Here is a 19,732-nt window from a genome sequence, read left to right on the forward strand (position 1 = left end):
CCCCCCCTAATTAGGTAGAGTCAGTCTAAATTGATTTGAAACGGAGCACAACCAATTGCCTGGTTCTTCTCGGTCCTATGTCAGTCAAGTGCGCGACGATCAGGCACGCCTGACTCGCGGCCGGATCCTCGACGCGGCCATCGCGCTCTACGGCGAGCGCGGGTACTCCCGCACCACGATGGCGGCGGTGGCCGCGGCCGCGAAGGTGTCCACACAGACCATCTACAACACGTTCGGTGGCCGGCCGGCCCTGCTCAAAGCGGTGTACGACGCGCAACTCGCCGGCGACGACGACCCCGTGGCGATGGTCGACCGCCCGCTCATGGCCGGGCTACGGACCGAGCGCAATCCCGTAGAGCTACTGCGGCTCTACGCTCAGGTCGGCCGGGTACTCATCGACCGAGTCGGCGCATTCGTCTTGGTTCTGGAAGCCGGTGCCGCCGCCGGCGACACCGACCTCGCCGCACATATCGAAACGATTGACGGCGAGCGCCTCATCGGCTGCCAACACATCGTCGACCGACTCACCGAACTCGAGGCACTGTCGCCCACGGTGAGTCGCGAGCAGGCGATCGACACGATCTGGACGCTCAACAGTGTCCAGGTCTGGAATCTGCTGGCCAACCGGCGCGGGTGGTCGGGCGACGAGTACCAGGAGTGGGTCGGTGCGGCCATGTGTGCGGCAGTGCTCGGGGAAGGCTGATCACCGCACACATTCTCAATGCACCGACGTAGCTCATAAGACTGGCCACGCAGGTCGCCCGCCCCGAGTTCGGTTACTTCGCGGAAGTCCGTCGCAACCGAGTGTTGATGAACTCGCCGAGACCCCAACGGCCCAGTTCGCGCCCATACCCGGATCGCTTCACGCCGCCGAACGGAAGGCCGGGCATGGTCGTGCCGTGCTCGTTGATGTAGGCCATCCCGACCTCCAGACGATCAGCAACCTCGGCGGCCGCAGAAGTGTCGTCACTCCACACCGAACCGCTGAGCCCGAATCCGACGTCATTGGCCAGTGTGACTGCCTCGTCCGTGTTCGCCACCTTGTACACCATTCCGACCGGACCAAAGATCTCCTCTGAGTACGCGTCCATCTCTGGCGTGATGTCGGTGAGGACCGTGGGCTGTAGATAGGCTCCTTCGGAACCGATCGTGTTCCCACCGGTCCGAAGCCGAGCGCCTTGCTTCACCGCGGTCTGGATCTGCTCCAGCACGTCATCACGGGCTTTCACCGATGACAGGGGACCGACCTTCACGGCCGGGTCAGACGGGTCGCCGACAGTGGCCTTCTCGAATTCCGCGACCAGCTGTGCTACGAAATCGTCGTAGAGGTGCTCGAGAACAATAAAGCGCTTGGGTGAGTTACACGCCTGTCCGGTGTTGGAAAGACGAGCTGAAGCAGCGATTTTGGCGGTGCGGGCCATATCGCCTGAGTCGAGCAAGATGAACGGATCCGACCCTCCGAGTTCGAGGACGGACTTCTTGAGGTTCCTGGATGCCACCTCGGCCACCGCAGCGCCGGCCCGCTCGCTACCGGTCAGTGAAACACCCTGAATCGTAGGGTCTTCCAGCAGTGTCGCTATCTGGTCGTTGCTCGCATACGCGTTGATGTAGGCATCGTCGGGCACACCTGCGTCGTGCAGGATCTCGGCCATCAACGCCGATGATGCTCCGCAGATGGCAGCGTGTTTGAGGATAATCGTGTTGCCTGCCAACAGGTTCGGCGCAGCGAACCGGGCAACTTGATAGTACGGATAGTTCCACGGCATCACGCCGATGAGGGGACCGATCGGGCGCCGCTGGACAATGGACTCCTCAGCGCCCTGCGGGTCAAGGGTTTCCGTCTCCAGCAAGGCCGGTCCGTGGTCTGCGTACCAGCGGTAGATATCTGCGGCCAGCTGGACTTCGCCCCGAGACTCCTTGATGGGCTTACCCATCTCGGTCGTGATGACCTCGGCCAATTCGTCGGCACGCTTTTCGTACAGGTCCGCGGCTCGCCGCAGGGCTGCCGCACGCTCGGTGGGAGCGACGAGACGCCACTTCGCGAATGCGGCGGCGGTGCGGTCGATGAGCGTGGAAATCTCGCTGTCGGCGAGGGCCTCGAACTCACGCTCGGTCTTTCCGGTTGCTGGATTCGTGGTCACATAGTTGCTCATGTCCCGATGCTACGGACGCGACGTCGACTCGTGTGACGGCGAGCATCAATGATTCCGTGAGAAGAGCAACGGAATTATCTTGGTGCCTCGTGTGTTTGGCTGAATCGATCGTCTCGACTCATTCGTTGACCGCAAGGGTCACAGAGCGTCGAAGGCCTCGTCGAGCAGTTCGCGCGCACGAGTTAGCTCGGTGTCGGCGCCGCTGAGTAGGTTGTCGAGGCCGTGCTGGAAAATGCCGTCGAAGGTGTTGTACGTCAAATGTTTCGACAGCCGCGCCCGCCGGCCGCGGAGTTCGCAGTAGCGGCTCACGACGTTCCAGATCATGTCTGCGCGGTGTGACTCGATCTCGCCCACCTCATCGCGGAGTGACGGCTCGAAGCGTGTCTGGTTGCGCAGGTCATACCAGAGTCGGTGCAGCGACGAATCGGCTGCGAGCGTCCCGACAAACATCGTCGTGAACTCGGCGCGGAGCTCCTCGGCCGTCGACGCGCTCGCGACGGCCTCGTCATAACGGGTGACGCAGGTGTCCTCATAGATCCGGACGGCCTCGGCCATCAAGTCGAGCTTGTCACGAAAGTAGTAGTGCAGGACCCCATGCGAGAACGCCGAGTTCTGCGCGATCTCACGCAGACTCGTCCGTGCATATCCCAGCTCGGCGAGCGTCACCAGAGTTGCGGTCGCGAGCTCGATGCGCCGCGCCGCGAACTTGTCGGGCCCTCGCACACCCGAACGAGCCTCGGGTCGCGTGGCGGTGGTCATTGGCCGAGTATACGGCGAGCTGCCACGGTGACGCCCGATTCATCCTGGTGCGAATCCAATCGTCTTGACGACTGGCCAAATTTCTCTTGACAACTGTCAAGACCGGTTCATAGTGTGATGCAGATCGCATTTGTCCACGACCGCGTCCGGTGTCTCTTACCGGCTGGGTTCCTACGGAGGACGGCAGTTTCATGACAAGTTACGACCTTGCAGGCCGGAAGGCGCTGGTCACAGGTGCCGCGCAAGGACTTGGGGCCGGGATGGCCTCCGCGCTTGCCGCGGCGGGCGCCGCGGTCGCGGTAGCCGACATCAACGACGATCTCGGCCGCGAGACGGTGGAGAACCTCCGCTCGTCGGGCGCGAAGGCGGAGTATGTCCACCTCGACGTCTCCGATGACGCCGGGTGGGAGACGGCGACATCCGCAGTGGTCGCGGCGCTCGGCGGCCTAGACATCGTCGTCAACAACGCGGGCGTCGAGGTCACAGATCTGCTCGTCGACTTCGACGCCGAGGCCGCGTCGACCCTGCTCTCGGTCAACGTCCTCGGGACGGCACTCGGTATCAAGCACGCCTTCCGGACCATGCGCCCCGGTGGCGCAGCGGGTTCGGGTGGGTCGGTTGTCAACATCGCGTCGGTTGCCGCAACGATCGCGTTCCCGGGCATCGCGCTGTATTCCGCGTCCAAGTCCGGTATCGATCGCCTCACGCGCGTCGCCGCCATGGAGTCCGGCAAGCTCGGATACGGGGTCCGCGTCAACTCCATCTACCCGGGCCTCACCCCGACGGCCATGGGTAACAAGCTCGCCGTCGAGACCGCTGCGCTCGGCATGTTCGAATCGCCCGAGGCCGCAGTCGGTGCGGTCGTCGAGCTCACTCCGCTGGGTCGTCTCGGTCAGATCGACGACATGGCCGATGCCGTCGTCTTCCTGTCCTCCGACGCCGCCAAGTTCATCACCGGCGCCGGCCTTCCGGTCGACGGCGGGATGGGCATGTGAGACAACCGACCTCGGCGCCGAGAGTGCGGGTTCGACTGTGACACTTGCCTTCTACCTCGACAAGGGTGCATCGCTAGGGGAGAACGCGCCGTGTTTGACGCTGAACGGCGAGTCGATGACCTACGGCGAGGTGGTTGCCCTGTCGCGTTCGGTGGCGGCCGCGCTGCGGAGTTCCGGCGTCGCGCCCGGGGACAAGGTCGGCATCCTCTCGGCCAACCACCCGACGTCGTTCGCGTGTGTGTTCGGGATTGCGCGTACCGGCGCGGTCTGGTGCCCGATCAACCCACGCAACGCTGCGCAGGAGAATGCCGACCTGCTCGATCTCTTCGACTGCACCACGTTGCTCTTCCAACCGGCATTCGACGGTCTCGTCGCCGAGATCGCGCCACAGTTGCCCACACTCACCACGCTGGTACGTTTCGGCGATGGGCTGGGTGACGCAGTCGGTTTCGACGACTGGCTCGCCGCTGCTGCACTCGCCGAGTCGGTCGACCTCGAACCCGTCGACGACGTCGTCGCACTGGTGGGAACCGGGGGGACGACGGGCCGCCCCAAGGGCGTGATGCTCACGGACCGGAACCTGCAGACCATGACCGCGATCGTCCTGATGCGCTACCCGTTCGACGGACGCCCACGCTATCTGGCCCTGGCTCCGCTCACCCATGCAGCCGGAGTCCTGTGCTTCCCCATCATGGCGCTCGGCGGGGAGATCGTCGTGATGGATCATCCGGATGTGGGGGAGTTCCTCACGCTCATCGAGCGGCACCGGATCACCCACACGTTCCTACCCCCAACGCTCATCTACATGGTCCTCGCGCATACATCCCTGAACTCGACGGATCTCTCTTCGCTGCAATGCTTTTGGTACGGCGCAGCGCCGATCTCGACGAGTCGACTGGCAGAGGCCCTCGAACGGATCGGCCCGATGGCGCAGCTGTTCGGCCAGTCCGAGGCGCCGATGATGATCTCGACGCTCGCGCCCGAGCAGCATCGTCGCGCGGATGGCAGCATCGATGAGTTACGCCTGTCCAGTGCGGGTATACCGTCGCCGCTGGTGACGGTCGCGATTCTCGGCGACGACGGCACACCTGTTCCGACGGGTACCCGCGGCGAGGTGTGTGTCCGGGGTCCGCTCGTGATGGCGGGTTACTACCGGAATCCTGAAGCGACGGCCGAGGCGTCGGCACACGGGTGGCATCACACCGGCGACGTCGGCTACCTGGACGGGGATGGGTTCCTGTATATCGTCGACCGAGCCAAGGACATGATCATCACCGGCGGGTTCAACGTGTATTCCGCTGAGGTCGAGCAGGCACTCATGGCGCACGAGGCCGTGCGCGATTGTGCCGTCGTCGGACTGCCCGACGAGAAGTGGGGCGAGCGGGTGACCGCTGTCGTCCTGCTGCACGAGGAGGCCTCCGTCGACACCGACGACCTCGTGCGTTTCGTGAAGCACAAGATCGGAAGTGTCAAGGCTCCCAAACAGATCGAGATGTGGGACGATCTCCCGCGATCGACCCTCGGAAAGATCCTGAAGACCGACATCCGCGCGACGCTCACCGGCAACTGAACAATTTCCCGACCCCACCGAGGAGGACCACATGCTCGAACTAGCCCTGTACCTACCCAACTTCCGCGAGAAGATCACGGTCGCCGAACTCGAGGACCTCACGCAACTCGCCGAGGACCTGGACTACGAATCGGTCTGGACGCTCGACCGCATCATCGTCCCCGAAGCGTCCGACCGTGCCGAGATGGAATACGCGTTCGGCATGATGCACGAGCTCCCGAAACAGCTGCCGGTTTCTTCGAGAGGTGAGTTCCTGCAGGGCTTTCCGCTGATCCCATGGCTGGCCGCGAAGACCTCGAAGGTACGGATCGGGATGAGCATCATCGACACGCCCTACCGCTCGCCGGGGGTTCTCGCCGCCGAGCTCGCCACCATCGACCATCTCAGCGGCGGTCGACTCAACGTCGCCGTCGGATCGGGATGGATGCCCGAGGAGTTCGCGGCCGCGAGCGCGAGCCACATCTTCCCTCGGCGCCACCAACACCTGCGTGAGTCCATCGAGATCATGCAGGGCATCTGGGCGAACGATGTCTTCGAATACCACGGGGAGTTCGCTGATTTCGGGCCGAGCGGGTTCGGCATGAAGCCCCTGCAGCAGCCGCGACCCCCCATGTATTTCAGTGGCCTGAAGGACGCGAAGCGAGCAGCGAAACGCGTTGCGAAGTACGGCCTCGACGGGTGGATCGGCATCCAGGATTCGCCCGAGGAGATCGCCACCTGGCGCTCGGAAATCGCCACCGAACTCGCCGACCTCGACACCGCTCGCACGGTCGACGACCTCGACATCGCGACCATGATCTGGACCGTGATCACCGACGTGGACATGGATCAGACCCCAGCAGGCAAGGCGTCGAACCTGCTCGTCGGTTCCGAACGTCAGGTAACCGACATGCTCAAGCGCTACCGCGAGGCAGGCCTGACAAAGGTTCTCGTCTGGCCGCCGTTCGCGGACGTGCCCACCCCGAAGACGATGGACGACATGAAGCGGCTGAAGAACGACATCATGCCCAAGGTCGACGCGATCTGAGGCCGTTGCTGATCTAACCAGTACCACTTCAACCTGCGACGAACTAGTGACTCAACGTTGCGGAGGGATCGTAGGAAGGGTCAGCGAGCATCGCTTGGAGTTGCCGGCGCCGGATGCCGATGTTGCCGCCCTCGATGATCGGATAGGCGAGCACCGTGTTCAGGATAGTCATGAGCGGGTGCTTCATGTCGTAGGCCGTGACCCCGACCGCCTGCACCAACTCGTTGACCACACTCAAGGCGGTATCGGACCCAAAGATCTTGGAGTGCAACGCCCACTCGGCTCCGGCCGGATGACCGCCGAGGACCGCGTCCATCGCCCGCCACGACAGCAACCGGGTGGCTTCGATCCGTCCTTTCGCATTGGCCAGCACATCGGCGACCGATTGGTGATTGATGATCGGACTACTGCCACCACGGCTGTCGGTGGTCGCGAACTCCCACGCGATGTCGAATGCCCGACGCATGGCGCCGGTCGCGAACACACCGATCGAGGCGCCGCTGGGCAGAAAAGCGTTGCGCGTCAGTCTGATCCCATCGCCTTCGGCGCCAATCAGGTTGGTCTTGGGCACTCGCATGTCATGCAGCCGCACTCGTGAAGTCAGACAGCCCCGCAGTCCGGGCAGGTCGTAGTGCTCTTCGACTTCGATGTGACCGGCGAGGTGTTCGCGTTCGGCGACGATCACCGACACTCCACCCGGCGCCCGGCACACGATGGTCATGATGTCCGGCCCGTCTCCGTCCCACCCGGACAGGAATGACGCCCACGCCTTTCGGCCGTTGATCACATAGACATCACCATCCGGCACGGCCGTTGTCTGTACTCCGGCCGGGGGAGGGGCATCGAAATTGGCGCTGCCTTCGGGTTCGGAGAACGCCATCGCCGCCAGCGGTGCCCGACTCGTGGCCAGGAAGGGCCGCACGAACCGCTCGATCTGTTCGGGGGTGCCGGCCGCATACACCGGCATCAACGCGATCAACGGACCGGCCATATTGATGAAGTAGTCCGGGAACTCCGCGGCCACTTCCTCGATCGCCACCGCGGCATCGATCCCCCTCCCACCGGTGCCACCCACCGCGGGCGGGATCAGCGACGACAGCATCCCCGCCGCGACGCCCTGCTCGAACGCCGGCCGCGTCAGCAATGCACGAGTCAGCGGATCCGGCTCGGCCGCAACACGTTGCGCCAGCGGACGCAGCACCGTGCGCGCGAACTCGCGCGTCGAGGACTGCAACTGTTGCTGTTCCGGGGTCAGCGTGAACGAGAAGGCCATGACGAACTCCTAAACGACGGGCCAAGCGGCATTTGGGAGTGTGGATGCCGCACAGAGACATCGTTGCCCACCAACCGCTCCCGAGCCAGGCACTGCGTGCACGACGACCCGGCAAAAACTGCAGCCTCCGAGGGAGGTCAGCCCTGGGCAGGGTGCAGCGCCCGCCGGCGCATGTCTGCAGGGGTGATGCCGAACTGGCGGCGGAATGCGCGCGTGAACGTGGACGGATCGGCAAATCCGACCATCGCGGCGACCTCGGTGACGGTGCACACCCGAGTGGAGTCGGCCAGCAGATCGGCCGCTCGACGCAACCGCATATGTCGCAGCGTCCTGATGAACGTATCGTCGGTGTCGTCAAATGCGGCGTGCAACGTGCGCGGCGACACGTGAAGGTCACGCGCCGCCATTTCCACCGACAGGCCCGGGTCGGCCAGATGGGTGCGGAGGTAACGCAGCACCTCGGTCCGACGAGCCTGACGAGTCGAGCTCGGTGCCACCGGAAGCGCGCAATGATGGGCCGCAAGCGCAGCGGCGACGGCATCAGTCATTTCACCGGCTGCGATGCTCTCTGCGTCGACATGCCAGAGCGCTGACATCAGCGCTCCGACCACTGCACCCGCACCGTTCTCGGGAAGCGGCGTCGCCACCTGCGGGGTCACGCCGTTGCACCGATCGTCAAGCACCGACTTGGGTAGCCGGAACGACATGATCGACCAATCCTCGTCCTGGTCAAACCAATACGGCTCCGTCGTGTCGACGAGAACGATCTGACCGGCACCCACCACAACGTCGACACCGCGCTGGCGCACTCGACAGGAGCCCTGCAGTTGACGGTTGAGGAAGTAGTATTCGCCGTCGGTGGCCGAGACCTGCTGGGGCCCGTGCGCGGTCGATTGGGGATGTGAGGACAGCACCGATCGGACCATCGGCCCCATGGGTCGGCTCTCGACGCGGCCGGCGAACGGTCGCTCGCCGACCTCCATCGTCGGACGCAGCGGAACGAACGCCGTGCACAGCACGTCGTGCCAATAGGCGAAACGATCCCGGACAGACACGTCCGCGACATCCCACACCGTCATCGATCGATCATCCCACGAATCGCGCCGGAGTTGCCGGTCTGATCTCAGGTGATGCCCGACAGGCGAGCTACTTCGGCAGCGCCGCTGACAAGCCCGCGAAGATCGCCTGCGCGGCCGGTGTCGGCTCGCCATCGATCGTGGTGCTGTTGTCGGTGTTGGTCAGTACGATGACCGTGGTGTCGCTGTCGTAGTTGTGGAACAGCACGCTGTTGTAGCCGGGGAGGTCGCCGTCGTGGCCCCACCATCCGTCGCGGTCGCCGATACCGATTCCGTAGCCGGCCGTCGGACCGTTTGGTGGTGGCGAATGTAGGATCGAATCCCGGCGCAGCTGTTGGGTTTTCGCATCGAGGATGCCCGTCCCGGTGAACAGCGCGGCACCCCACTTCTGCAAGTCGTCGAGCGTGGAGATCACCGCGCCCGCGGTGAACGCCATCGACGGATTCCAGTGCGTGGAGTCGACGTTGTGTCCCGCCGGCTGGCCCTGGTTGGTCAGGCCCGACAGATAGGGCGACGCGATCGCGGTCGAATCACCGGGAAAGCTGGTGTCGCCCATGCCCAATGGACCAAACAAGCGTTGTTCGAAGACCTCGCCGATCGGTTGGCCGAGCACCTTCTCGATCGTCATGCCCAACAGCACGTAATTGGTGTTGGAGTACTGCCATCCCTTCCCGGGCGGGAAGACCATGGGCATGGACTTGGCGATGTCGACGAGTTGTTGAGGCTGCCAGGGTTGCTCTGGGTGCGCGAAGTAGGTGTCGGTGAAGGAGTTCGACGCGGTGTAGGACGGGATGCCACTGCTCATGTCGGCGACCTGACGCAGAGTCGCCGACGCGTTCGGCGCGCCCGGCACGTATTTGCCGATCGGGTCGTCCAGGGAAACCTTTCCCTCCTGCACCAACTGCAGCAGCACCGTCGCCGTCATCGTCTTGGTCAGCGACCCGACGCGGGTGTGATCGGTCGCAACAGGTTTCGAGGTGCCGCCCGCCGCCGTGGTCCCCGACACGCCGGTCCAGGTGCCGTCCACAGAGATGATGCGGGCCAACGCACCCGGCGCCCCCGATCGGACCCGCGTATCGTCGAGCACCTTCTGCAACGCTGCGGCGTCAGCAGCGTCCATCGTCGTCGAGGTGGTGGACGCTACCGACGAGGAGGTCGGCGTCGTCGAACTCGATGACGCCGAACAGCCCGCAACGGCGACAGCCACCACACTCACAACGACACCAATTGCCAGACGAGATCTCGATGCAACGGTCATGTCGGTAACCTGCACGCTCAGCTCGCCGCGGCGTCAGTGGTGGGTTCCGCACTGGAGACGGGTGGCTCCAGGATCTCGGCGATCCGCTCGAGGGTGGCCTTCATGCCGCGACGCAGGTCGCCCGCCTGGTCCTTGCGGCCGTAGAGAACGCCGATGATGAACCAGCCGACAGGGGAGACCGGGTTCTCGGCGAGATAGGACTCGCGAATCCTGGTGCCGCCGTTCTCGGCCGTGAGTTCGTAGCGCCACAGGATCGTGCCGGCGAACGCCTCGGTGCGCCGGAACGCGAACTCACGGCCCGGATCACACACGGCCACAATCGGTTTGTTCGACCAGTTCGGCCGCGATCGACCATCGTTGACGGACTTGAACTGTGCCCCGACAGCGGGACCCGTCGCACCGTCCAGCCAGGTGCAGCTCACGACGTCCGGGCTGAGTTCGGGGGTGCGGGTCACGTCGGACACCAGGTCGTAGACCGCCTGCGGTGTCGCGTTCACGAATCGCTCGACGGTGTCGGTGGTGAGTTGCTGTTTCAAGGCTTTTCCTCCTGGTGGTACCGGACGAACATCGTCAGCGCCGATGTCGTCAGGCTTGAGAAGATGCCGTCCTCGAACGAGGCCAGCGGTTGGTTGGCCATCTGCTGGGAGCAGATGCCGGAGACGAGAGTGCTGAGCAGCCTCACCGTGTCGTCGTTGTCTGCCCACGGTGCGAGTTCGCGCCGGTGGACGGCCTCCGTCACATCAGACCGGAATCCGTCGACCATCTCGACGCTGGGCTCGAAGGACTCCGGGCTGGGTTCGAACCCGGGAATCGGACGCCAGTAGAGAAGTGGCCCGAACGCACGACCGTCGCGAGTCATGGCCCAGCGAATACACGCCTCCGATCGGGCGAGCAGGCCTTGCAGTCCGGGTTCGACGGCGCGGACCGCCTCGGCCACAAAGTCGTTCTCCAATCTCTGTCCGCGGGCGAACAATGCGTCGTACAACGCATGCAACGAGGGGAAGTACTTGTAGAGCGACGGAGGCTTCATGCCCATACGCCGGGCGACCTCGGAGATCGAGACAGCACCGACACCGTCGGCGATGACGATGTCACTCGCGTGGCCGAGGGCCTCATCCATTGCCGCGATGCGACGGCGGGTGAGTCGGTCACCTTGGCTCAGTGTCGTAGCCATGGCTATATGGTGTAGCCGTAGCTATGGAATGTCAAGGTTTGCTTCGGCGCCACTTCGCAGCTCGGGCGACCACCACTGCCCATCATTGCCGGCGACCTCGACCTGACCCTAGCCGATACACTCTCAATCATCCTGCCCGCCAAGACAATCAAGCGGGGATGGCCCAATCATGTACCTTCGCGGACCCGCCTTCACGCCGACACGACCTACATTCGCGATGACGGAGCAACCGCGCACAGTCACTCGCGAATGACTTCACAACGACATCGCCTTGTCGGCGTCCTTCTGATCCATTGCGCCGAAGAGAATGTCGCCGTCGGTTGGCATGCAGGCGCAGTGAGGGCGCCTCATGGCCAGCGCGGTTGCATGGCCGCAATCGGCGTTCCACGTCCCGCGATAGAGGGCGGCACCGAAACGCGGATCGTACTGATCCATACCGCACAAGATCACTCGGATCATGTCGGCGGCGCCAAGCATCGGCGCTCACCGAATGCTGGTAGCGAGGCGGTTGGTTCTCCATGACGATTCGCGTGCGGTGGTGGCAGTCGCGCACACGTTTCGTCGACGGTGACTACGGGCCGACTATTGCGACTCAGCTCGTGCAGATTTGGTGCGTTCAAGATAGGACCTCCGCTGGTCCGCATCAAACGCACCGTAATCCGCGCCACCGACGAAGCGCTTGAGCCGCCACATGATTGGAGCCGGGATGAGCTCCTCAATCAGGCTCATCGGTGCGAGATAGCGCGGCACGGTGACCTCTCCGCGGCCATGGCGTGCGCTGTCGACTACGGCGGTTGCTACTTCACGAGGTTCAAGCGTCGGCTGCAGGCGCAAGCGTATGCCGGACGTGAGGTCCGTGTGAGTCGCTGCCGGCATGACGGTGGTCAAAGTGACGCCTGTTCCGACAAGCTCCGCTCGGATGGCCCGATCCAGTGCAACGACACCAAATTTCGAAGCACAGTACGTCGCGATTCCAGGCGTGGTCACCTTTCCGGCCATTGAGGAGATGTTTACGACGTGCCCGCTGCCGCGACGGATCATCGCGGGCAAGACCAGATGCGTACCGGTGAGGACTGCCCGGAGGTTGATATCCAACTCGCGGTGAAGAGCATCGAGGTCCTGCTCGACGAATCGGCCCATGTGCTGTACGCCTGCGTTGTTCACCAGCATGTCGATCGGACCGTCGTCGGAAACTGTCTCGATGAACTCCCGGAAGGACGCAGTGTCGGTCACGTCAAGACGGATGGCGTGCGCTTGGTTTCCCAGGTTCGCAGCGACATCTGCCGCCGCCGGCAGGTCACGGTCGCCTATCCACACACTCGCGCCACGCTCGATCGCAAGCGCCGCGGTGGCCGCACCGATTCCGCGGGCCCCGCCCGTGATGCACACCCGTGCACCAGCCAGGTCAATCACAATCGACTCCCCACCGGGTGGCGTAACGCAAAGTAGGCAATCAACCGTGGCTTCCCACGCGCGGCGAGCAGCAGTGCACGACCGAGGTACACACCCGGCGTCAACTCGACGATTTCATCTCGGGTCTTGCGAATGGGGAAGGTCCGTACCCCCGGGTTCCGGTACTGCGGCACAGCGTAATCCAGCGCACGAACCCGGACCCGCGGTTCAATGAGACCATCACTGGCCGCGTGATCGAAGTTGAACCCCTCCATCTCGCCGTCTCTGGGACGTAAGCGGAAGTATCCGAAGGTGATGATGGGCATCACCACTGCTGCAATCGGCGAGAGGCGGTTCAGTCCAGTACCACTCGCGAGGTCGAACGACTTGCCTCGCCAGGTGGGGTCGATTTTCATCAACGGGTTCGCAAGGCTGGCCTCTGGAATGCCGAAGAGTTTCCCGACGATCTGTCCCTCGAGTTTGCCATCAAGATCTCGCGGCTCGAGACCTGCCCCGAACAACTCCGACAACGCGGCGCGATCGCCCCTGTTGCCAAGGCCTCGCACGTACTCCCACGTCTCGACGCGCGCACGCGTCGGGCTGTCGGCGGCGAGACACCGCAACTCCGCGAGCATCTCAAGCGGGGCCGGCAGGGGAGTCTCGCTGACATCTTCGGTGTTCGGCAACGCTGCGCTCATCGACCGTCCTATGGCTGCATGAAGGTTCCGGATCAAACTGGTACCAAACAGTCCCAGATAGACGCTGAAGTTGTCAACGCCCGAATCAGTCAGGCGCGCGGACGTCCCCGTTTGCTGCGTTCCCGCGCGGCGCATGCCGTGCGACGGGATCCACGGTGCAAGGATGGACGAGGTGAGACCGATGAATGGTGAGCGCAACTATGCGGGCGAGTCCGCTCCGGAGCGCGTGGCGCGACGACGTGCCGCATTGATCGACGCTGCCCTCACCGCGATGGCCGAGACTCGGTGGCGATCGGCAACGGTCGCAGGTCTGTGCAGTGCCGCGCAACTCAACAAGCGGTATTTCTATGAGAGCTTCAGCAGCCTGGATGACCTGGCGACCGGCACGATCGATGATGTGTCCGCCGAGGTCGGACAGGCAGCGGTCGCAGCCTATCTCGGAGCCCTGGACTGCCCGCTCGAACAGCAGGCGCGGCTTTCCGTAGATGCCGTGATCAGCGTGCTCGGCACAGACCTCCGCAAAGCCCGTGTGCTACTCGGAGGGGCCGCCGGCACAGCCGCTGCGGACATGCATCGCGCTGAGGCAATGAACAGCCTGACCGCGATCCTCATTGAGCACGCCCGGAGAATTCACGATGTCGGTCTCGAGACGGACTCCCTCGCTCGGACCGCACCGGCATTTGTCATCGGCGGTACAGCACAAGCCCTTCTGTCCTGGGCCGAAGGCACGCTGCCGGTGACCCGTGATCAACTCGCCGATGACCTGACTATGTTGTGGTTGACGTTGGGTGCGTCAGCAGCGGGGATCGCACGGTCACGCATAGACAACGAGCACAGCTAGAAGAACGCCGAACGTCGACGCTACGACGGGGATTCCGCAGACTATGCGGTCACAGAGTTTCGTCGGACATCCATCGAGTAAGTTCGGGCACTTGCGACCCGTGCCGGGCCTTCCAGGGTGTCCATCGAACTTCGCGACCGTATCAATCGCGATGCCGAAGCACATGGTGTCACCGCAGCTGGACTCATCGAGAAGCTGCTCGACGGCTATGAGCGCCGACAGCGCATGGAAGCCTTCGGCCGGGCAGTTCGAGGGGCCACCGCGGACTACTGGGACGAGTTCAGGGACTGGGACACCGCGCTGAGTTCGGGTGACGATGTCGGCTGATCTACGGAGGGGGATGGTCGTGTGGGCCGAGTTGGACCCCACTCGCGGGCGTGAGCAGGCCGGGCGGCGCCCAGCGCTCATCGTTGCCAGCGACCTCTATCTGGAGCAGGCCGATTCACTCGCAATCATCCTGCCCACCACGACAATCGAGCGGGGATGGCCCAATCATGTACCCCTTCGCGGACCCGCCTTCACGCCGACACGACCTACATTCGCGATGACGGAGCAACCGCGCACAGTCACTCGCGAATGACTTCACAACGTCATCGGGGTCGTCGACGTCGAGACCATGGACGAGGTTGACGAGTGGTTGCGTGATTTCCTCTCGCTACCTGCGCGGTGAACCGGACTGAAGCGCGGCGAAGAAGCTCTGCGTGATGGCCAGGAACTCGTCGGGCTTGTCCAGATGCGTGACGTGCTCTGCGTCGATGCGCCGGTAGGTTCCGTTGCGCAGCAACGACATCGCCTTGTCGGCGTCCTTCTGATCCATTGCGCCGAAGAGAATGTCGCCGTCGGTCCACGAGTAGTTGGCATGCAGGAGCAGCGAGGGCGCCTCGATCATGGCCAGCGCGGTTGCATGGTCGAAATCGGCGTTCCACGTCCCGCGATAGAACGCGGCACCGAAATGCGGATCGTACTGATGATCCATACCGCGCAAGAACAATCGGATCATGTCGTTGCCGACGATGTCGAGTTCGACGGGTTGGCCGGGCCGGATGAGTCGTTGCGCTTTGACCGCCTCGGTGAGGACCACGCTCGATCCCGGAAAGACGTTCTGATCGAAGAACTCTCGACTGTCGTTGATCCAGAACAGGAGGAAGTCGTCGACCGGATGCACGACGGCCTTGTTACTGGAGGTGAAATCACGGTAGGCGATGGTCTTCTTGATCCGTGGGTATTCGGCGGAGAACAGGGGAGGATCCTCGAGTACGGCCGCCCGGACGAGATCGGGTCGGTTCGCCGCCAGCCAGACGGTGAGCAGACCGCCCGAGGAGTTGCCCGTGACAAAGGCGGGTCCGGCGACCACCGATTCCAGGAGCGCCGCCAGGTCGGCGCCGATCCGGTTGGCGGTCATCGGGTATCCGTGCGGTGTGCGGGTGGTGCCGTGGCCTTGGTAGTCGATGTCGAAGACATGGAAGTGTTGGGCCAGCGTCGGCAATACTCGACTGTAGGAGAACCAGTCCATCTGTTGCGCGTGGAGCAGGACGAGGGCCGGGCCGTGTCGCGGGCCTTCCCGGTAGCTGAACCGCACGCCGTTGACAGTCGCCACCTTCTCGCGGTATCCGGCGCGTGCGACGGCGGCGTGCCACTGTGCGTCGACGGCGATCCCGGTGGGCATCACCTTGCCGATGGGCGGTGCCGCCTGTCCGAGTCCGGCGCCCCGGAGGGTGGCACCCGCGCCGAGCAAGGCCCCACAGGCGATGACGAACGCGCGACGACTCAGGCCGCGGCGCCCATGGTTGTGGGTCGGTTCGCCGGACGATGGTGCGCTCAAAGCAATTGCCTCACTGACATTGTCGGAAGATGGGTGTAGATTCCGGCCACACTGGCGGCGGCCATCATCACGGTTCGGTCGGGACGCACGATCGCCGCGCGGGCACCGCTGTCGATCATCCACCGTCCCAGTGCACTGCCGTCGGTGACCACCATCAGCGTGGCACCGCGGCGCTCGATCTCGGCGCGTTGGCAGGCTGTCGGCTCGTCGGCGGTGATCACCAGGAACCCACACGTCCGAAGTTGATCCAGTCGCGTCGACCCGCGGCCGGCCTCGACGGTGGGGCACAAGGACCCGGCCAGGTGCGCACCGCCGGGTATCCGGCCGCGCAGGGCCGCGGGAAGTCGTCGGCCGACCTCGCCGGGCCGCACGAAGTACGACGGCTCGAGGGCTGGTGTCACGCTGTCGGTGACGAGGTCGACGAAGCCGCCGATCCTGCCCAGCCGCGGGGCGAGCACCGATCGCAGCCGGTCGCCGGCGGCGCCCCCGCGAGTCATCACCGTCCCCATGGTGACCGCGAGCCGAATCAGCGCTGCCGCATGGGGTTTGCGTTCTTCCTCGTAGCTGTCGAGGATGTCGGGGGTCAGGTCCGCGCGCAGCACCGCAGCCAGCTTCCAGGCCAGGTTCGCCGCGTCCCGCACGCCGGACCCCAGGCCTTGGCCGATGAACGGTGGTGTCAGATGGGCGGCATCGCCGAGCAGGAACACTCGTCGGTCCCGCCAGCGGTCGGCGACGCAGGCCCGAAAGGTGTAGTCGGCGGCGCGGACGAGGTGCAGTCGGTCGAGTGCAATGTCACCGAGCCAGGGACGGATCTGCGGTTCGAGCGACTCCGTCGTCTGGAAGTCGGCGCTCTTCTCGCCGTCGCGCAGCTGGAACTCCCACCGGTACCGGGTGTCGCCGATGCGCATGAAGGTGGCCGCCCGGTGCGAGTCGCACACCTGATGGACACCCTCCCATTGATCGAGGGTGGCGGTGGTCTCGATGTCGACCACCATCCACCGCTGCGTGAAACCCATTTCCTCCCAACGACTTCCCATCTGGGCGCGGACGATGCTGTTGGCCCCGTCGGCGCCGAGCACGAACTGCGCCCGGACCACGTCCACCGCGCCGGTGCGCCGGTCGGTCATGCTGACCCGCACACCGTCGCGCTCGTGCAGGACCGTGGTCACCTCCGCACCCGACCGCAGCGTGACGCAGTCACGGCGAGCCACCGCGTCCCGCAGCACGGCCTCGAGTGCGGGCTGGTCGAACATCGACGCCGCGGGATACCCGTGCTTGCCGGCGGTGGTTGACCGCGAGAACTCCGTCAGTACCCGATGGCGTGGGTCGAGCAACCGCAGTCCCCGCCCGGCTCGCGAGATCCGCGCGAACTCGTCGGCGACCCCGATGCGGTCCAGGATGCGATAGACCTCATCGTCGAGATGGACGGCCCGCGGCTGCGGGTAGATCCCGTCCCAGCGTTCCACCAACAGCACCTCGACGCCGAGATCGGCCAACAGCGCAGCAGCGGTCAGACCGGTGGGACCGGCGCCGACGATCACCACCGGCCACCGGCTCACTGTGCGTACCTGACGGTGGTGCGCTGGATGCCGAGGTCGAGATGTGCGTCCTCAGTGGCGATCGATGCCTCGATGATGTCGCCGTCCTGTAGGTAGCGAGGATTGCTGGACTGACGCCGAAAGAAGCTCTTCCACTTGATATGTGGCGGTAGCAGGGAGCCGATGACCTCGACCGGTTTGGGCGGGGCGACCAGGGCCGTACCGCCGGGGGTGCCAGTGAGCAGCAGATCGCCGGGATCGACACGCTGGAATCGCGACAGCGCCTGCAGGGCGTGCAGCGGGGGATAGATCATGTCGTCGACACCGGCATCCTGACGGATCTCCCCGTTGACCCGCAGGGTGAGGCGCAGGTCGGTGAAGCGGTCGAGGTCGCCGTCCTCCAACACCACGAGCGCCGGGCCGGTCGGGGTGAACGTCGGGTATGACTTCGCTTCGTAGAACTGGGTTTTGGGGAGTTGAACGTCGCGTGCGGAAATGTCGTCAGTGACGACGAGCGCGGCGATGATCCTCGATAGATCAGCCTCACCGACGCAGGTACCGACCTCGACGGTCTCGCCGAATACCAGACCGATCTCCACTTCGTAGTCGAGGAGGGTCACGTGCTCGGGCCGGATGACGTCGTCGTAGGGTCCGCTGATCGAACCCGACGACTTCCGAAAGAAGGTGAGCGGCACCTTGTCGGGATCCATCCCGGAATCACGGACGTGCGACACGTAATTGGTCATCTGTGCGATCACCCGACACGGCGTGGTGACCGGTGAGATCAGCGACAGGATCGCCGGATCGGTGAGGGGACCGTCGCCGCCGGCGGCGACCTCGATCGTGCGACGGTCGGCCAACAGTCCGGCGGTGGTCGTGGCATCGGTGTCGATCGGGCGCGCCCCACCGGGCACCTGCACCCACCACGAATCGGCGGTCCGCAGCACGGAAAAGCTCATGACTTGGCCACTTTCAGCAGTCCGAGGAGCCGCTGGACATCGAACTCGTTGTCAGGCGAGCGCAGCGACGACACCATCGCCCGCAATTCCCGCAACGACTCCTTGCCCGGAGCGACACCGAGGAAGTCCGCGGTCGCCGGCGGCCCCCACTGCGCCAGGCCGGACGCACTCATCGCGGCCCACCCGGCTTCGACCGACGCGTCGAAGCGGTCGCCGTCGGTGAAATGCTCGACCAGGAATCCATCGGGATCACGCCAGTAGTCGAAGATCTGGCTGCCCTGGATGTGGCGGCCGATGCCCCAGGACCGGTAGCGGCCCTTCTCGCGGAGGTATTCGCCTCCGGCGGCAAGCGTATCCAGGTCGCGGACCTGATATGCCGAGTGCACATAGCGATTAGCTGGTCCCAGCATCATTGCGAGCGTGTGGTGGTCGGCCGGTTCGCCACCGCGATCGCACCGGATGAAGCTCATCACCGGCCCACGCTCACGCTGCCCTGGATAGAACATGAAGTCGCTGACGATCAGGCCCAGATGTTCCAAGTACCAGTTGAGCGTCTCGAGATAGCGATTGGACTGCAGCACCACATGGCCGAGGCGTTCGACCAGGGCAGGAGTCCGGGGTGCGCGCTGAGTGTGGTTGACCCGCGGGTGGTGGCGCCCCATGTTGTAGTCGACCCACTCCGGAGGGGCCGGCAACTCGGGGTATTCGGTGAACCCCGAAACGATCCGCACGAGGGCGCCACTCGGATCTCGGGTCGTCGCCGCCACACCACCGAGTGTGTCCGGGAGTCGTTCCACCGTGGCACCGGCGGCCTCGGCGAAGCGATGCACGTCCGCATCAGCGGCCGCGCGGAACGCCGGGCCGACGAACGCCGATCGATGAGAGCGGCGCACGATCACACACGGCGGTCCGGCCTCGGTACCGCGCAGATGCAATTCGTCCGGGGTGTGCAGGGTGGAGGTGAACCCGAAATCTGTTGCAAATCCGGCAGTTTGGACCAGATCAGGCTTCTCGAACTCGAGCCATGCGAGATCGTAGACCTTGATCACCGGGTCACGGTGCCGGCCGGGATGCTCGCCGCGCAGCGCCCTATCCTCGGCATGCAGCCCATCGTGAACGTCGTGCAATGCGGTCATCGCCACCTCCCTACGTGTCTGACCAAATCGTCACATCCGGCTGGATCGTCAGTCAAGGACT

General features: G+C 64.5%; 21 protein-coding genes. 7 read left to right on the forward strand and 14 right to left on the reverse strand.

The annotated features are described in order from the left end of the window. Window positions 1–88: 88 nt before the first annotated feature. A complete protein-coding gene (locus tag AAFP30_RS14725) occupies window positions 89–703 on the forward strand; it encodes a TetR/AcrR family transcriptional regulator (RefSeq protein WP_419230665.1) in 615 nt (204 codons plus the stop codon). A gap of 73 nt (window positions 704–776) precedes the next feature. Here the strand turns inward: AAFP30_RS14725 and AAFP30_RS14730 are convergent, their stop codons facing one another. Both AAFP30_RS14730 and AAFP30_RS14735 read right to left on the reverse strand, forming a co-directional pair. After that, entirely contained in the window at window positions 777–2,153 is a 1,377-nt protein-coding gene (locus tag AAFP30_RS14730) for an NAD-dependent succinate-semialdehyde dehydrogenase (protein ID WP_419230666.1), read from the reverse strand. A gap of 138 nt (window positions 2,154–2,291) precedes the next feature. Beyond that, window positions 2,292–2,912: a TetR/AcrR family transcriptional regulator gene (locus AAFP30_RS14735; RefSeq protein ID WP_419230667.1), complete on the reverse strand. Its 621-nt coding sequence runs from the start codon at window positions 2,910–2,912 to the stop codon at window positions 2,292–2,294. 191 nt (window positions 2,913–3,103) lie between these two features. On the opposite strand from AAFP30_RS14735, the gene AAFP30_RS14740 reads away from it, so the two are divergent. Genes AAFP30_RS14740 through AAFP30_RS14750 form a run of 3 tightly spaced genes read left to right on the forward strand, consistent with a single transcriptional unit; the run spans window position 3,104 to window position 6,504 of the window. Beyond that, on the forward strand, window positions 3,104–3,907 hold the full coding sequence (locus AAFP30_RS14740; protein WP_419230668.1) for an SDR family NAD(P)-dependent oxidoreductase: 804 nt from the start codon (window positions 3,104–3,106) through the stop codon (window positions 3,905–3,907). 37 nt (window positions 3,908–3,944) lie between these two features. Then, window positions 3,945–5,477 carry an acyl-CoA synthetase gene (locus AAFP30_RS14745; RefSeq protein ID WP_419230669.1) on the forward strand — a complete coding sequence of 511 codons (1,533 nt, stop codon included), beginning with the start codon at window positions 3,945–3,947 and terminating at the stop codon, window positions 5,475–5,477. A gap of 31 nt (window positions 5,478–5,508) precedes the next feature. Then, window positions 5,509–6,504, forward strand: a complete 996-nt coding sequence (locus tag AAFP30_RS14750; RefSeq protein ID WP_419230670.1) for an LLM class flavin-dependent oxidoreductase — start codon at window positions 5,509–5,511, stop codon at window positions 6,502–6,504. Window positions 6,505–6,547: 43 nt separating this feature from the next. Here the strand turns inward: AAFP30_RS14750 and AAFP30_RS14755 are convergent, their stop codons facing one another. The 8 genes from AAFP30_RS14755 to AAFP30_RS14790 all read right to left on the reverse strand — a co-directional run bounded on the left by AAFP30_RS14755 (window position 6,548) and on the right by AAFP30_RS14790 (window position 13,375). Beyond that, the gene (locus AAFP30_RS14755) at window positions 6,548–7,777 is read right to left on the reverse strand and encodes an acyl-CoA dehydrogenase family protein (protein WP_419230671.1); all 1,230 of its coding nucleotides are present in this window, start codon (window positions 7,775–7,777) and stop codon (window positions 6,548–6,550) included. A 137-nt stretch (window positions 7,778–7,914) separates the two neighbouring features. Then, window positions 7,915–8,856 carry a helix-turn-helix domain-containing protein gene (locus AAFP30_RS14760; protein ID WP_419230672.1) on the reverse strand — a complete coding sequence of 314 codons (942 nt, stop codon included), beginning with the start codon at window positions 8,854–8,856 and terminating at the stop codon, window positions 7,915–7,917. Between the two features lie 67 nt (window positions 8,857–8,923). Then, window positions 8,924–10,069 carry a serine hydrolase domain-containing protein gene (locus AAFP30_RS14765; RefSeq protein WP_419230673.1) on the reverse strand — a complete coding sequence of 382 codons (1,146 nt, stop codon included), beginning with the start codon at window positions 10,067–10,069 and terminating at the stop codon, window positions 8,924–8,926. Between the two features lie 59 nt (window positions 10,070–10,128). Further along, the gene (locus AAFP30_RS14770) at window positions 10,129–10,647 is read right to left on the reverse strand and encodes an SRPBCC family protein (RefSeq protein WP_419230674.1); all 519 of its coding nucleotides are present in this window, start codon (window positions 10,645–10,647) and stop codon (window positions 10,129–10,131) included. Continuing rightward, window positions 10,644–11,285: a TetR/AcrR family transcriptional regulator gene (locus tag AAFP30_RS14775; protein ID WP_419230675.1), complete on the reverse strand. Its 642-nt coding sequence runs from the start codon at window positions 11,283–11,285 to the stop codon at window positions 10,644–10,646. The genes AAFP30_RS14770 and AAFP30_RS14775 overlap by 4 nt, the downstream gene beginning before the upstream one ends. Window positions 11,286–11,540: 255 nt before the next feature. Further along, window positions 11,541–11,720 carry a hypothetical protein gene (locus AAFP30_RS14780; RefSeq protein ID WP_419230676.1) on the reverse strand — a complete coding sequence of 60 codons (180 nt, stop codon included), beginning with the start codon at window positions 11,718–11,720 and terminating at the stop codon, window positions 11,541–11,543. Between the two features lie 147 nt (window positions 11,721–11,867). Then, window positions 11,868–12,698: an SDR family oxidoreductase gene (locus tag AAFP30_RS14785; RefSeq protein ID WP_419230677.1), complete on the reverse strand. Its 831-nt coding sequence runs from the start codon at window positions 12,696–12,698 to the stop codon at window positions 11,868–11,870. Beyond that, window positions 12,695–13,375: a hypothetical protein gene (locus AAFP30_RS14790; RefSeq protein ID WP_419230678.1), complete on the reverse strand. Its 681-nt coding sequence runs from the start codon at window positions 13,373–13,375 to the stop codon at window positions 12,695–12,697. Before AAFP30_RS14790 ends, AAFP30_RS14785 begins: the two co-directional genes overlap by 4 nt. 247 nt (window positions 13,376–13,622) lie before the next feature. Between AAFP30_RS14790 and AAFP30_RS14795 the strand changes: the two genes are divergently transcribed. The 3 genes from AAFP30_RS14795 (at window position 13,623) to AAFP30_RS14805 (ending at window position 14,796) form a co-directional block, all read left to right on the forward strand. Further along, a complete protein-coding gene (locus tag AAFP30_RS14795; RefSeq protein ID WP_419230679.1) occupies window positions 13,623–14,216 on the forward strand; it encodes a TetR/AcrR family transcriptional regulator in 594 nt (197 codons plus the stop codon). A gap of 117 nt (window positions 14,217–14,333) precedes the next feature. Further along, complete coding sequence (locus tag AAFP30_RS14800; protein ID WP_419230680.1) at window positions 14,334–14,543, forward strand: toxin-antitoxin system protein; 210 nt, start codon at window positions 14,334–14,336, stop codon at window positions 14,541–14,543. A gap of 13 nt (window positions 14,544–14,556) precedes the next feature. Next, window positions 14,557–14,796, forward strand: a complete 240-nt coding sequence (locus AAFP30_RS14805; RefSeq protein ID WP_419230681.1) for a type II toxin-antitoxin system PemK/MazF family toxin — start codon at window positions 14,557–14,559, stop codon at window positions 14,794–14,796. Between the two features lie 75 nt (window positions 14,797–14,871). Here the strand turns inward: AAFP30_RS14805 and AAFP30_RS14810 are convergent, their stop codons facing one another. The 4 genes from AAFP30_RS14810 to AAFP30_RS14825 are packed head-to-tail and all read right to left on the reverse strand — an operon-like array spanning window position 14,872 to window position 19,671. Then, entirely contained in the window at window positions 14,872–16,038 is a 1,167-nt protein-coding gene (locus tag AAFP30_RS14810; protein ID WP_419230682.1) for an alpha/beta fold hydrolase, read from the reverse strand. Beyond that, window positions 16,035–17,597, reverse strand: a complete 1,563-nt coding sequence (locus AAFP30_RS14815) for a bifunctional 3-(3-hydroxy-phenyl)propionate/3-hydroxycinnamic acid hydroxylase (protein ID WP_419230683.1) — start codon at window positions 17,595–17,597, stop codon at window positions 16,035–16,037. The genes AAFP30_RS14810 and AAFP30_RS14815 overlap by 4 nt, the downstream gene beginning before the upstream one ends. Then, window positions 17,594–18,535 (reverse strand): fumarylacetoacetate hydrolase family protein, encoded by a 942-nt coding sequence (locus AAFP30_RS14820; RefSeq protein WP_419230684.1) that lies wholly within the window; start codon window positions 18,533–18,535, stop codon window positions 17,594–17,596. The genes AAFP30_RS14815 and AAFP30_RS14820 overlap by 4 nt, the downstream gene beginning before the upstream one ends. Next, window positions 18,532–19,671, reverse strand: a complete 1,140-nt coding sequence (locus AAFP30_RS14825) for a VOC family protein (protein WP_419230685.1) — start codon at window positions 19,669–19,671, stop codon at window positions 18,532–18,534. Before AAFP30_RS14825 ends, AAFP30_RS14820 begins: the two co-directional genes overlap by 4 nt. Window positions 19,672–19,732 lie beyond the last annotated feature (61 nt).

It is taken from the genome of Gordonia sp. CPCC 205515 (assembly GCF_048537925.1).
In the GTDB taxonomy this organism is placed as follows: domain Bacteria; phylum Actinomycetota; class Actinomycetes; order Mycobacteriales; family Mycobacteriaceae; genus Gordonia.